Source organism: Phyllobacterium lublinensis, from assembly GCF_020164435.1.
Taxonomy (GTDB): Bacteria; Pseudomonadota; Alphaproteobacteria; order Rhizobiales; family Rhizobiaceae; genus Phyllobacterium; species Phyllobacterium lublinensis.
The window spans coordinates 88,071-101,556 of record NZ_JAIUDQ010000001.1; the positions used below are offsets into that span (position 1 = coordinate 88,071).

Annotated in this window: 9 protein-coding genes; 8 read left to right on the forward strand and 1 reads right to left on the reverse strand. The window is 56.0% G+C overall.

The window, feature by feature from the left end:
• Positions 1-123: 123 nt before the first annotated feature.
• The 7 genes from K9U38_RS00430 to K9U38_RS00460 all read left to right on the forward strand — a co-directional run bounded on the left by K9U38_RS00430 (position 124) and on the right by K9U38_RS00460 (position 8,948).
• Positions 124-2,571 carry a mechanosensitive ion channel family protein gene (locus K9U38_RS00430; protein ID WP_370631795.1) on the forward strand — a complete coding sequence of 816 codons (2,448 nt, stop codon included), beginning with the start codon at positions 124-126 and terminating at the stop codon, positions 2,569-2,571.
• Between the two features lie 136 nt (positions 2,572-2,707).
• A complete protein-coding gene (locus K9U38_RS00435; protein WP_224492369.1) occupies positions 2,708-2,971 on the forward strand; it encodes a hypothetical protein in 264 nt (87 codons plus the stop codon).
• A gap of 214 nt (positions 2,972-3,185) precedes the next feature.
• The gene (locus K9U38_RS00440) at positions 3,186-4,625 is read left to right on the forward strand and encodes a UbiA family prenyltransferase (protein WP_224492370.1); all 1,440 of its coding nucleotides are present in this window, start codon (positions 3,186-3,188) and stop codon (positions 4,623-4,625) included.
• Positions 4,622-5,944, forward strand: coding sequence for an FAD-binding oxidoreductase (locus K9U38_RS00445; protein WP_224492371.1), 1,323 nt, complete (start codon positions 4,622-4,624; stop codon positions 5,942-5,944). Before K9U38_RS00440 ends, K9U38_RS00445 begins: the two co-directional genes overlap by 4 nt.
• 94 nt (positions 5,945-6,038) lie before the next feature.
• On the forward strand, positions 6,039-6,467 hold the full coding sequence (locus tag K9U38_RS00450; protein ID WP_224492372.1) for an EamA family transporter: 429 nt from the start codon (positions 6,039-6,041) through the stop codon (positions 6,465-6,467).
• A gap of 12 nt (positions 6,468-6,479) precedes the next feature.
• Positions 6,480-7,490: an NAD-dependent epimerase/dehydratase family protein gene (locus tag K9U38_RS00455; RefSeq protein ID WP_224492373.1), complete on the forward strand. Its 1,011-nt coding sequence runs from the start codon at positions 6,480-6,482 to the stop codon at positions 7,488-7,490.
• Positions 7,491-7,502: 12 nt separating this feature from the next.
• The gene (locus K9U38_RS00460; RefSeq protein ID WP_224492374.1) at positions 7,503-8,948 is read left to right on the forward strand and encodes an aspartate aminotransferase family protein; all 1,446 of its coding nucleotides are present in this window, start codon (positions 7,503-7,505) and stop codon (positions 8,946-8,948) included.
• Between the two features lie 33 nt (positions 8,949-8,981).
• On the opposite strand, the gene K9U38_RS00465 is transcribed toward K9U38_RS00460, so the two are convergent.
• A complete protein-coding gene (locus K9U38_RS00465) occupies positions 8,982-10,700 on the reverse strand; it encodes a hypothetical protein (protein ID WP_224492375.1) in 1,719 nt (572 codons plus the stop codon).
• A gap of 244 nt (positions 10,701-10,944) precedes the next feature.
• Between K9U38_RS00465 and K9U38_RS00470 the strand changes: the two genes are divergently transcribed.
• Entirely contained in the window at positions 10,945-13,461 is a 2,517-nt protein-coding gene (locus tag K9U38_RS00470; RefSeq protein ID WP_224492376.1) for a GcvT family protein, read from the forward strand.
• Positions 13,462-13,486 lie beyond the last annotated feature (25 nt).

Consider the following 13,486-nt stretch of genomic DNA (forward strand, 5'->3'; position numbering starts at 1 on the left):
ATGCGGCGACGAGTATCAATGGGCCGACTTGTTCCTGGCGCTGAAAGCAAAAAGTGCCTTGATTGTGCCGATATGAACGGGCAAGTCGATAGATGAAAACTATTCGTAGATGGATTTGAACCTGTGATTTCTCGTTTCCTTCGCCAGATTCTTCTGACGATTGTCGCCGTTATGATTCTGGCCGGTCCGGTACAGATGGCTGCAGCCCAGACCCCTGCACCTGATCCTGCGTCCGTATCAGGAATTGTTGCCGAGCAGCGTCCAGCCATTGATGCGCTGAAGAAGCAGATTTCCGACTATAGGCAGCAGAAGGAAAAAGCCGACACAGACGCGGCGCTGGCGGATCTGCGCCTCAATCTGGAAGCGACAGCAAAGAAGTTGCTGGAGATCGGCGTATCATTCCGGCCCCGCATCACCGAAATCAACTCCCGTCTCGAGCAGCTGGGTCCTCCGCCGGCGCAAGGCCAGCCGCCCGAAGCCCAGGTGGTCATCGACGAGCGCTCGCGGCTTACAACCGAGAAGGCCGAAATCAATGCGGTTCTTGGTGAGACCGAGGATCAGTTGATCGAAAGCAACAAGATGATCGAGGGCATTGTCGACGCACGGCGTGAGCTTTTTGCCGACACGCTTTCGCAGCGCGTGAACATAAACTATTCGCTCGGTAGCGAAATAGTCGAAGCCTATGGCCAAGAACTGCGGATGATGAACCAATTGGTTTCGTCGTGGTGGCGCTTCGTTATTTCGTTCAAATGGCAATCAATGCTGGCGGCTGCCTTCTTTGCGGCGATTGCGGCGCTCGTGCTTCTGATCGGCGGTCAGCGGACGCTGGGCCATCTCTACCTGCGCGACGCAACCATTGAATCGCCATCCTATCTGAGCCGCCTCGCAGTCGCCTTCTGGTCGACGCTGATGCGGTCTCTGACTGTCGTTGTGTTCCTGACGACAACTTATCTTTTTCTCGGTTATTTCAATGTCCTACGGCCGGACATTGCATCGCTCATCTACATGCTCTTCTGCGTTATCGGCATCGTATTTTTCGTCCATGCCCTGGCGCAGGCGGTGATTTGTCCCGGTGCGCCAAACTGGCGGCTGGTGCGGGTTGCGCCGAGGCCAGGGCGTATCCTCATGGTCCTGATCACGGCTACGGCAATGATTACCGGCTTGGACTACATCGCCGATACGATCAATCAGATTGCCGCCTCGCCATTGTCATTGACCGTGGCCAAAAGTCTTGTCGCCACGGTCCTGGTAGGCCTCCTCATCCTGGCAATGGCATTTCTCAAGCCGCTGGAGGACGAGGAGACGGGGAAAATCAAGGCGTGGCCCAAGCCGATGCGCATTTTCCTCTTCACGATCGGTCTCGTGCCGATCATTGCCGCGTCGCTTGGCTATATTGGTTTCGCCAGGTTTGTGTCCCAGCAGATCATCATCAATGGTGCCGTAGTCGTCACTATGTACCTTGGCTTTCTGACCGCCAGGGCTGTCTCTGATGAGAATGCGCTGGCAGGCACGAAGCTCGGGCAGGCGATCCAGACCCGTTTCGGCATGGATGAGACAACACTGGACCAGCTCGGACTTGTGGCCAGCATCGTCATCAACGTGTTTGTCGTCCTTCTCGGTATCCCGATCATTCTGCTTCTCTGGGGCTTCCAGTGGAGTGAAATGTCGGCGTGGTTCCTGACGATCGCCACGGGCTTTCAGATCGGCTCCGTCAATATTTCGCTGGTTGCGATTGCGATTGGCGTCCTGTTGTTCGCTCTGTTCTACTTCTTCACACGCTGGTTCCAGGGCTGGCTCGATACGAGGGTGATGGCGCGCGGCAAACTCGACTCGGGTGTGCGCAACTCGATCCGCACTGCCGTTGGTTATCTGGGACTCGGCCTAGCCGGTGTGATCGGTATTTCTGCAGCGGGTATCAATCTTTCCAGCTTGGCACTCGTTGCCGGCGGACTTTCGCTCGGTATCGGTTTCGGCATGCAGGCGATCGTGTCGAATTTTGTCTCCGGCCTGATACTTTTGGCGGAACGCCCCTTCAAGGTAGGCGACTGGATCGAGACTGGCGGGGTCGGCGGCATCGTCAAGAAGATCAGCGTGCGTGCGACTGAAGTCGAAACCTTCCAGCGGCAATCGCTCATCATCCCGAATTCGTCCTTCATCAATGGCAGTGTCGGTAACTGGACTCATCGCAACAAGCTCGGGCGTGTCGACATCCCGATCGCGGTTTCCTACAAGGAGGATCCGCGACGCATTCACGCAATCCTGCTGGATATAGCCCGCGGGCATCCGCTTGTTCTGAAAAATCCGGAACCGTTCGTTGCATTCAAGTCGATCCTCAATTCGTCGATGGAATTCGAGATGCGCGTTCATCTTGCCGACCTTTCCAATTCCGGCACTGTGCAGAACGAGATTCGCTTTAATCTGATAGATCGGTTCGCGGAGGAGGGGATCGAAATTGCTTCACCCCAACAGGACGTGAATCTGCATGTGGAGGATCCCGATTCGATCGTGGCTCTGCTTGCCGAACGGGTTAAGACGGAGCTGGGGAATGGCGCAAAAAAGGCCAAATCCTAGAAACTTCCGGCCAATTGTTCGGTGCAGCAAAAACAACGCGACGTTCAGTTGCCGTTCAGTTTGATCCCGCTATAACTGTTACTGAAAAGGGCGTTGGGCTCTTGACATCAGGGGCGGTGGAGACACCGGGTAAGAAATGAAGAAGTTTGCTGTTGCTGTTCTTCTCAGTACGATCTCTGCGGGTTCGGCATTTGCTGCCAGCGTCAAGAATGATGAAGCCAGCGCCCAAACGCTTGTCGTCACCGAGGGTTCGAGCAAGACCGAATTGCAGGTTGGCGCGGGAGAGACCGTTGAATTTTGCAACAGCGGTTGCTTCGTGACCTTTCCAAACGGCGATCGTGAGGCCCTGACGGGCGGAGAAACCGTCGAAATCAAGGGTGGCAAGGTCTCGATCAAGTAAGCCAACCGCATGTTAGCGTCAAAGAGCTTAGAAGCCGGCCGAATTCGTTTTCGGTCGGCTTTTTAGTTTTTGATTCACTGTCGATATTCTTTTCCAAGCAATCTCGAATATTTCTTGTCGGCTTCACTGTTCATTTCTACTTTCCCGTTAAGTCGTCGGCTGATAGGCAAGTAATGCCTGCCGTTGAAAAAAATGACTTCAGGGATGCGTAGTGGTGGATGCTCAGTCTGATAACAACGCCATTGATCTTGTCGTGGATCTGGACGGCACGCTGATCGCGACAGACCTTTTGTGGGAAAGTACCTTTCAGCTTCTGAAGCAGAACATGTTTTATCTCTTTCTCCTGCCAATCTGGGCTTTGAGGGGAAAGGGTTACCTGAAGCACCAGATATCGCTGCGCGTCGCCATTGACCCTGCCATATTGCCCTATCGGGGCGACTTCATTTCCTATCTGCGAGAAGAGCACGGCAAAGGTCGCCGATTGGTGCTGGCGACGGGAGCCGCCCGCCGGTTCGCTGAGAGTATTGCAGCGCATCTCGGCGTCTTCGACGCCGTCCATGCCACCGATGAAAACCACAATCTGACGTCCACGTTGAAGACGCGGTTTCTTCTTGAAACGTTCGGCGACGCCAAATTTGCCTATGCGGGCAACAGCAAGGCGGACATCCCAGTGTTTAATGCAGCAAGCGAAGCGATTGTCGTCGCGCCCGATCGTGCGGCAGCAAAGTGGCAACAGGCCAACTCCGCACGCCTTTTCGAAGCCCCGAAGCCAAGCTGGAAGGCCTTCTTCAAGATGCTGCGTGTGCATCAATGGATGAAGAACACCCTGATTTTCGTCCCGGCAATTCTCAATCACGAGCTGACGGACTGGCCGGTACTCCTGAACGCGGTGATCGCATTCCTTGCATTTTCGGCCGCTGCTTCGGCCATCTACATTCTCAACGACCTGTTCGATCTGCCATTGGATCGTCAGCATGCACGCAAGCGAAACCGCGCTTTTGCAAGTGGAGTCTTCTCGATACCATTCGGTCTCAAGATCGCGATCGGGCTGCTCGTCCTGTCAGGCCTTCTCGCCACCCAATTGCATTGGACGTTCGCAGCAGTTCTGGTGGTTTATCTCATAGCAACGACTGCCTACTCCCTGTCGCTCAAGCGAATGTTGCTGATCGACGTTCTCACTCTCGCGGGCCTCTACACGCTCCGGATACTCGCCGGTTCCGCTGCCAATCAGATCGAAGGCTCATTTTGGCTGTTGGCATTCTCGTCGTTTTTCTTTTTGTCGCTGGCGCTGGTCAAGCGTTACGTCGAGCTGCAGAATACATCGCTGGTCGAGAAAAACCGCATAGCGGGCAGGGGCTACCGGCAGGCCGACCGGGAAGTCGTCGCTCAATGTGGAGTCGCATCCGCATTTGCTGCCGCACTCGTTCTCGCGCTCTACGTAAATAGCGATGCCGTGGTCAGCCTCTATTCCTATCCGTGGCTGATCTGGCCGCTTTGCCCGATCGTTCTTTACCTGAACATCCGCATCTGGATTCTCGCACATCGCGGCGAAATGCACGATGATCCAGTCGTTTTCATCATCTCGGATTGGCGCAGCCAAGTTGTCATCGCCATCGGGGCGGCCTTGCTTTTTTATGGCGGCATGCGCTCATGACCAGCAGTTACGACAGTTTCGGGCTGATCGAGCGACGAACGCGTTCGGCAATATCGCTCGACGCGGTTCGCCAGGCCTTCGAGCACGGACACCTGCAACCGGGTGGCTATCTTGCGTTCGGCAATGGCCGGTCTTATGGCGATAGCTGCCACAACAATCATGGCACACTGGTGGATATGCGGGGCAGCGATCAGCTCATTTCGTTCGACCCCGGCACCGGGGTTCTGGTGGCGGAAGCAGGTATAATGCTCTCGGACATCATCGCGATTGCCGCACCACATGGTTATTTCCTGCCGGTCACACCCGGTACCCGCTTCGTGACGCTCGGCGGCGCCATCGCCAATGACGTCCACGGCAAGAATCATCATCGGCGCGGCACGTTCGGCCTTCATGTCACCAAGTTTGACTTGCTCCGATCGGACGGTGTGGTGACAACATGCTCCGGTACGATGAATTCCGGCCTGTTCGCGGCGACAATCAGTGGCCTTGGCCTTACCGGGATCATCCTGTCTGCCAGTATCCAACTGATGAAGGTCAACTCATTGGATGTGACAGAGCAAATCCACGCATTCAACTCGCTCGACGAATATTTCGACCTCGCGCCGCAGGCGGATAACGACAATGAATATGCGGTTGCCTGGGTTGATCAGCTTCAGACCGGAAGCCAATCCGGACGCGGTATTCTCATCACAGGCAATCACGCGGATAATGGCAATTTCGACGTCGGAACGACAGAGTCCCGGCTTGGCGTACCATTCAATCTTCCGATCACGGCACTGAACTATCCAAGCCTCAAACTGTTCAACACTGCCTATTACCATATGAAGGGCGGAAAACACGAACCGCATCTCAGTGACTACAGGGCGTTCTTCTATCCCCTCGATCAAGTGACGAACTGGAACAGGCTCTATGGACGAGCCGGGCTTTATCAGCACCAAAGTGTCATCCCGGAAGAGGAGGCGCGTAAAGTCATACCGCAAATGCTGGCCGCGACTCGCGACGCTGGCCAAAGTTCCTTCCTCACCGTGCTCAAGCGTTTCGGCGATGCAAGGTCGCGCGGCATATTGTCATTTCCCCAACCCGGATACACGCTGACGGTGGACTTTCCCAATCGCGGCGTGCGCACCTTGAGACTGCTCGAACGGCTGGATCAGATGACGATCGATGCTGGCGGGAGGGTCAACCCCTACAAGGATCAACGCATGAGCGCCGCCGTGTTCAAGGCCGGGTTCCCTGAATGGCAGGACCTCGAGCGGCAGCGGGACCCGGCATTCATTTCGAATTTCTGGGCGCGAACGGCCCTCTCGAAAGCGGCATAGGCAATGAGCGATATGTTTCAACTTTTAGCGAAGTGCTTGGTGTCTTTTCAACGTCAGGTTGATATTGCGTCACTGGCCAAAGGATCGTTCTGACATGACAAAGTACATTCCATTCATTCTCTTCACGGTCACGACCAATGCAGCAGCGCAGGTCATGCTGAAATACGGCATGATCACCCTGGGGCCCGTCAGCTTCAGCGCCGATACGATCATCCAGCGGGTATTCCAGATCGTGTTCAATCCGTGGGTGTTTGCGGGGCTATTTACATTCGTCATCTCCATGGCGTCGCACCTTTATGTGCTTTCCAAGGTCGATCTCTCCTTTGCTTATCCGTTTCTCAGCCTGGCCTATGTTGCGGTCGCGCTATTCGCGTGGGCTGTCTTCAAGGAGGAGCTCGGCACATTCAAGATTGCAGGTATTGCTTTCATCATGGTGGGAACCATCCTGATTGCCCAGAGCGGTCGTCACGAACCAGCTGAACCGGGCGAACAGAGCCCGCCTGCGTCCACAACTTCGTCTTAAGTGAGTATATCGATGAGACATATCGTATTTGGCGGTGACGGATTTGTGGGGCGTCATCTGGCGCCCAAGCTGATCGCCGATGGTGAGGAAGTCATTGTTGCCGATATCGTCAAGAGCGATCTGGCGCATTATGGCAACGTCAATTTCGTCGCGTGCGACGTGACTGACCCCAAATCGGTTGCTGCTGTTGGCATCAAGGCTGACGACATGGTCTACAACCTGTCAGCAAAAATGCTTTCACCTCTACAGGTGCGGGCAAAGCGGCACGATTTCTTCTTCCCCGTCAATTACTTCGGCACGGAGAACATCATCAAGGCGATGGATCGGGCTGGTGCGAAGAGGCTGGTCCATTACACCACCGACATGATCTATGGTCATACATATGTCTGGCCGCAGACTGAAGAGCATCCCGCAGCGCCGCTCGGCGAGTATGGCATGTCGAAACTGAAGACCGAGGAACTGGCAGCCGAATGGCGTTTGCGCGGCATGAATATATCGCTGTTTCGCCCGCGGCTGATCATCGGCCCGGGGCGCCTTGGCATTCTTGAGAAGCTGTTCAAATTGATCGACTACAACCTGCCTGTGCCAATGATCGGCTCGGGCAAGAATCCATATCAGTTTATTTCGGTCTTCGATTGCGCCGAAGCGGCGCGCGCCGCCTGGAAGGCTGGAGTGCCGAACGAAGCCTATAATCTCGGGTCTCTCAAACCACCTCCGGTCCGGAAACTGCTCGGTGATCTGGTGAAGTTTGCCCAATCGAGATCGATCCTGCTTCCGACGCCCGCATGGGCCGTGAAACGGACGCTGAATCTTTTTGACTGGATGAACATGCCGATCATGGATCCGGAACAATATCTCATTGCCGATGAGATGTGCGTGCTCGACGTTTCGAAAGCGGAGCGTCAGCTGGGATGGGTGCCGCAATATCGCGACGAGGACATGCTGATCGCCGCATACAAGGAATACCGGAACAAGAAAGACGACTCGACCGTAGGGCAAACATCGTCCTTGGCGGCGGAATAACGGGGAACGGTCATGAACAAGGTAACAACGGCAACGCAGCACCAGCCAGTGCAAGGATTGATCAGTAAGCCTGAACTGCTGTCCGTGGACGACGCCAAGGCCATGACGCTGCCCCGCATGACCGAGCTCTTCACCAAGCACCTCAATCCGGGCCAGCTGCATTTCATGAAGCTGCTCGGTTTCCATAAGGTGAAGATCGAGCGTGCGGAGGGCATGTATTATTACGACCAGAACGGACGCGCCATCCTCGACTTTTTTGGCGGGTTCGGTTCGCTGGCCTTCGGCCACAACCATCCCCGGATCGTCGCGGCGCGCAAGAAATTCCAGGATGAGAGCCGCCAGGAAATCGCCATTGCGTTCATGTCGCAATATGCGACAGCCCTGGCGCACAATCTTGCGGCCTGCTCGCCAGGCGATCTCGATATGGTGTTTCTGGGCTCGTCCGGTTCGGAAGCGATGGAGGCCGCAATCAAGGTTGCAGAGCGCGCGGCCGGGCCCAAGAAACCGAAGATCGTCTATGCCGAAAATTCCTTCCACGGGAAGACCAAGGGCGTGCTTTCGATTACGGACGGTCAGCTCTATCGCGGCGAGTTCAAGCTGGTCGACAATACGGTCCGCGTTCCTTTCGGTGACATCGATGCCGTCGAGAATGCCTTCCGGACCGATCCGGAAATCGGTGTGATTGTGCTCGAAACAATCCAGGGTGGTGGCGGCATCATTCAGGCACCGAACGAATACTGGCAAAAGCTCCGCGCGCTGTGCGATCAGTATGGCGTCCTTTGGGTGGCCGACGAGGTCCAGTGCGGCTTTGGCCGGTCGGGGCGGTTTTATGCGTTCGAGCATGCGGGTGTCGTTCCCGATGTGACCGCCCTTGCGAAATCGCTTGGCGGCGGCAAGGCAGCGGTGGGTGCCATGATTGCGCGGCGCGACGTCTACATGAAGGCCTATGGCACGCCGAAGACGGCGATGATCCATGCCATGGCCACTTTCGGCGGTATTGGCGAAGCCTGTGTGACGTCGATCGAGGCGATCAACATTCTTTATGACGAGCACTTGATCGACAATGCCAATGCGACGGGTACTTATCTCCTGCAAAGACTGGAAGAGTTGAAAGCCAGATATCCGGCGATGATCAAGGATGTCCGCGGCAAGGGTCTGATGATTGGTGTTGAGTTCCACGATTTCTCCAAGACCGTGCCGGTGGTGCTGCGCCCCGTTCTTGCCGTTCTCGACGACAAGCTGAAGGGGTCTCTTCCAGGCTTTATCGGCAGCCATCTGCTGCGCGATCATGGTGTTCTCGTCGCCTTCACCGAATATAATCGCAATGTGGTGCGGCTTGAGCCACCGTTGATTTGCGGCCGGGAACATGTCGACGCGTTCATCAAGGCCCTCGATGAGGTGCTGTCGCGCGGGATCGTCAGGATCGTCAAGGATTTCGTCAAAGCGCAGGTGAAATGATTGCTTGAGGAGGGTCCGGGCGGCCGTCTTCGTTCAGGATGGCTCATCGGCCAGCTTGATGTCGGGCCTTAGCAGCAGGTCCCAGCACTCGTTGAGCTTGACGACCCGCCGATCTGCGAGTGCCTTTTCATATACGTGCTGCAGGAGTAGCCGGGCGCTGGTGACCGGGCAGGAAGGACGCAAAACGCCATCGGTCGCCCGGATCGACTGTTCTTCCGCCGCCGTGAGGTCGCCGACCGTGCGAAATGGATCGGCGCCGATCTGAATGTTTCGCGGGGCGTCGCGATCAAGAATCCACGGGAAGGGGTTGACGAAGTCGAGCGTCATCAGGCTGTTCAACTGGATGCCATTGGCGTTCTCGAACTGCTTGATGGCTTTGACCACCCGATCGGCGGAAATGATCCAGTACATCTGGTAGTCGAGTTCGGAATAGAGCTGCCAGCTCGGCAGTTGGGCCTGCTCGGCAAGTTGCCGATAGGTTTGCGGGTTTTCCGCATAATGCGTTTCAAGCAGTTCCGCGCGATCCATGACATCCCGGCGGGTTGAGACATCGCCCATGGTCTTCACGTCCGTAACAGGAGCTGGCACGTAGGTGGGCGCTATTGCCACGAAACGCAGCGTGCCGTGCACGACCTTGGTCACAGTGGGGATCGCAGTGAACGCAACCAGGCAATAGACAACCAGCCGCCGGTTCCAGGTCAGTACGGAACCATTGAGAAGCAGCTTCAGCAGGGCAGGCCAAAGGAAAATGAACTCCTGGCTGCCAGTGTTTTGCGTTTCGAGGAAAATGCCGGCGACCAGCATGACGCCAATCCACTGCCAATCACGATCAAGCAGCGACGAGATGCTCCTGGTCGTGGGAGCGCGCCTGAACTCTCTGATTCCTTCAATGACAGAGACACGATCGAGCCAGAACAGGTACAGTACGAGGATGGCACCGGCGAGAATGACATCGAGCTTGATCGAAAACACGGTCAGGAAACGGGAGAGCAGCAGACCTTCATTCTTTCCGACCAGTTCAGCGATGCTTTTCAGATAACTCGATATCATCCCGTGATTGAGTTCGAGCAAGAGGAGAGCAAGCGCGAAGATGCAGGCCGCCAGCAGGACGTGCCGCCATTTGAACCGCCCGGCGAGGATCGCGAACAAGCCGATGAGACCACCCGCGAGGAAGCCGGTGATCTTGGTCAGGAACAGCGCAAGCATCGTCAAAGCCGCAACGATCGCGAGCCTGCGTCCTGAGGGCAGGTAAACCAGGGCACTTGTCAGCACATAAAGCAGCAGGGAGGTATGGCGATTATAGATGCCGAATCCGTTGACGCCGGGATAGGAATGAAAAGTCTGGGTGTTGGTCGGGCACAGGGCGAAGACAATGAAAGGTATGAGCAATGCAAACGCGGTCGTACGATCCCGTTTACCGATTGCAGCAATCGTTATGGCCATCAAAGGGGCAGCGGCGACCAGCACCGACCATTGCGCGAGCAGGGTTGGCTGTCCGGCAGGAAAAACGGTTTGCAGCCAATAGAACTGGTAGTATTCCAGCGCGCCGACAGGTGCGAGGAAATCCACGGCAGGTATCTGGCCGAGCGCAATTCGCTGGGCCGCGTCGAGGTAAATATAGGTATCCCAGTACATGGGGCCGATCGGAACATGCAGTGGCAGCAAAAGCAGGGCGCAAATGATGAGAAGCACAAGCGCCAGCCAGCTCAACGGCGAGCGGGGCAACCGATACGGCGTGGAAGGATCTGACATGCTTGTTCAATTAGCTTCTTGGGCGTGAGATGACTATCCTTATGCTTCCAATCCTCCACATTGCGTTAAACAGGAACGCAAAATTGCAGTTGGTTTTCTGCAAAATGCTGTCAGTTTGCCGCGCGTCGCGGCGTGTTTTGGGCATGTCGCAAACAGGCCTTAGCGATAGACATATGGGGCGGCATAGTGCACAAAAATCGGCAAGGGCCGTTCCGACCATCGATCGATACCAGAGGATAGTGAAATGAAGACTGAGGCGCGTGTTGTCGTTATCGGCGGTGGTGTGGTGGGTGTTTCGACACTCTACCATCTGGCCAAGAAGGGCTGGAGCGATGTGGTTCTCATCGAGCGCAAGGAACTGACATCGGGTTCGACCTGGCATGCAGCGGGCCTGTTGCCTCTCTTCAACATGAGTTATTCGGTCGGCCAGATTCACAAATATTCGGTCAAGTTCTATCAGGAACTGCAACAAGAAACCGGCATGAATGTCGGCTTCACCAATTGCAGTAACATACGCCTTGCCCGCACCAAGGATCGTTGGGACGAGTACCTGTATTATGCGGGTGTCGCCGAAACCATTGGCGTCCCGGTCAAATTGCTGACCCCGGAGCAGGTGAAGGAAATCTGGCCGCTTGCCGAAATGGATGGCATTCTTGGCGCAATCCAGCACCCCGATGACGGCTACATCCAGCCTGCCGACCTGACGCAGGCTCTGGCCAAGGGGGCACGCGATCGCGGAGCGACCATCTACCGCTACACCACCGTTCTTGGCATCGAGCAACTGCCATCCGGGCAGTGGCTGGTCAAGACGGACAAGGGCGATATCACAGCTGAACACGTGGTATCGGCTACCGGCAACTTTGCGCGCAAGACCGGAAAGATGGTGGGCCTCGACGTGCCTGTCATTCCGGTGGAGCACCAATACATCGTAACCGAACCGCATCCCGCAATCCTTGAGCGCAAGGCAAAAGGGCTACCTGAGATGGGTGTCCTGCGCGAAAGCGACAGTTCCTGGTACATGCGCGAGGAAAATGGCGGCCTGCTGCTCGGACCTTATGAGAAGGGTGCGCCTGTTTGTTATGTGGATGGTCCCTCGGACGAGAGCGAATATGAGCTGTTCCAGGAGGACCTTGACCGCCTTGAACCGCATATTGAAACCGCCATCGCACGCGTTCCGGCCTTCGCGGAAGTGGGTATCAAGAAGGTCTATAACGGCGCCATCGCCTATACGCCGGATGGTTCCCCGATCATCGGACCTGCGCCGCGCCTGAAAAACTTCTGGCTGAACGAAGGTCATTCCTTCGGTGTGACTGCCGCGGGCGGCGCCGGCTGGCAGCTTGCCGAATGGATCGTCGAGGGTGAACCTTCCATCGACATGATGGGTGTGGATCCACGTCGCTTCGGACCTTATGCGACCCAAGGCTATCTCAAGGAGAAGAACGAGGAGGCCTATGCTGAAGTGTTTTCGGTCCACTACCCGGATGAAGAGCGCGTTGCGGCACGCCCGCTGAAGCGTTCCCCATCCTATGACCGGCAGAAGGCACTTGGCGCTGTTTTCGGCACCGTTTACGGCTGGGAGCGTGCCAACTGGTTCGCACCTCAGGGCTATGGACTTGACGTTGCAAAACTCGAAAAACCCGATGTTCTGATGAACCAGAACCATCCGAAGCCCGATGCCGAGGGCAAGGTAAAGGAACTTTGGTCGTTCCGCCGCTCGAACTACTTCGAACATGTCGGACACGAGATCAAGAACGTGACAAACAATGTCGGTCTCCTCGACATGTCAGCCTTTGCGAAGATGGAAGTTTCGGGTCCTGGCGCACGCGCCTGGCTCGAGTCGATCCTGGCGAATCGCATCCCGAAGAAGCAGGGGCGCATTGCTCTTTGCCACCTCCTCACCAAACTCGGCGGAGTACGTTCGGAGTTTACCGTCTATGAATGGGCGCCGGGCAAATTCTATCTCGTCTCGGCAGGCGCTTATGAGAACCACGATCACGACTATCTGCACAAGCTGCTGCCGGCTGATGGTTCGGTCTCGTTACGGCCGATAACCCAGATGTACGGCGTTCTTGTCCTGGCGGGCCCCAAGAGCCGTCAGGTGCTGGAAAAGCTCACCCGTTCGGATCTGTCAAATGAAGCATTCCCTTGGCTTTCCGGCAAGGAAATCAGTGTGGGCACCGCAACAGCCCACGCCCTGCGTGTCAACTTTGTTGGCGAGTTGGGTTGGGAATTGCATCATCCGATCGAACAGCAGAATACCATTTATGATTTGCTGCTTGAGGCCGGTGCGGAGTTTGGCATCAAGCCATTTGGGATCCGCGCCATGACTGCGATGGCCGTTGAAAAATCATATCGTTTGATCCCGCGCGAATTGTCGATCGAATACAATGCTTTCGAAAGCGGGCTTGATCGCTTCGTTCATCCCAACAAGGGTGAGTTCATTGGTCGCGACGCTGTGGTCCAAGCACGCGAACAGGGCCTGAAGTGGAACTTCGTCACTCTGGAAGTGCATGTTCCAGGTGTTTCCGATGTGGACGCCCGCGGCAGCGAGCCAATTTATGCCAAGGGCGAACTGGTTGGACGGGCTACCCATGGCGGGTACGGCTGGCGCCTCGGCAAGAGTCTTGCGCTTGCCATGGTCAAGCCGGAATATTCCGGACTCGGTACGGAACTCGAGATCAAGATCCTTGGCAAGACGCACAAGGCAACGGTCATTCCCGAGTCGCCATTTGACACGGAAAACGAACGCTTGAAGGCGTAGTTTGCCCCATTCTTCGTTCTGACAT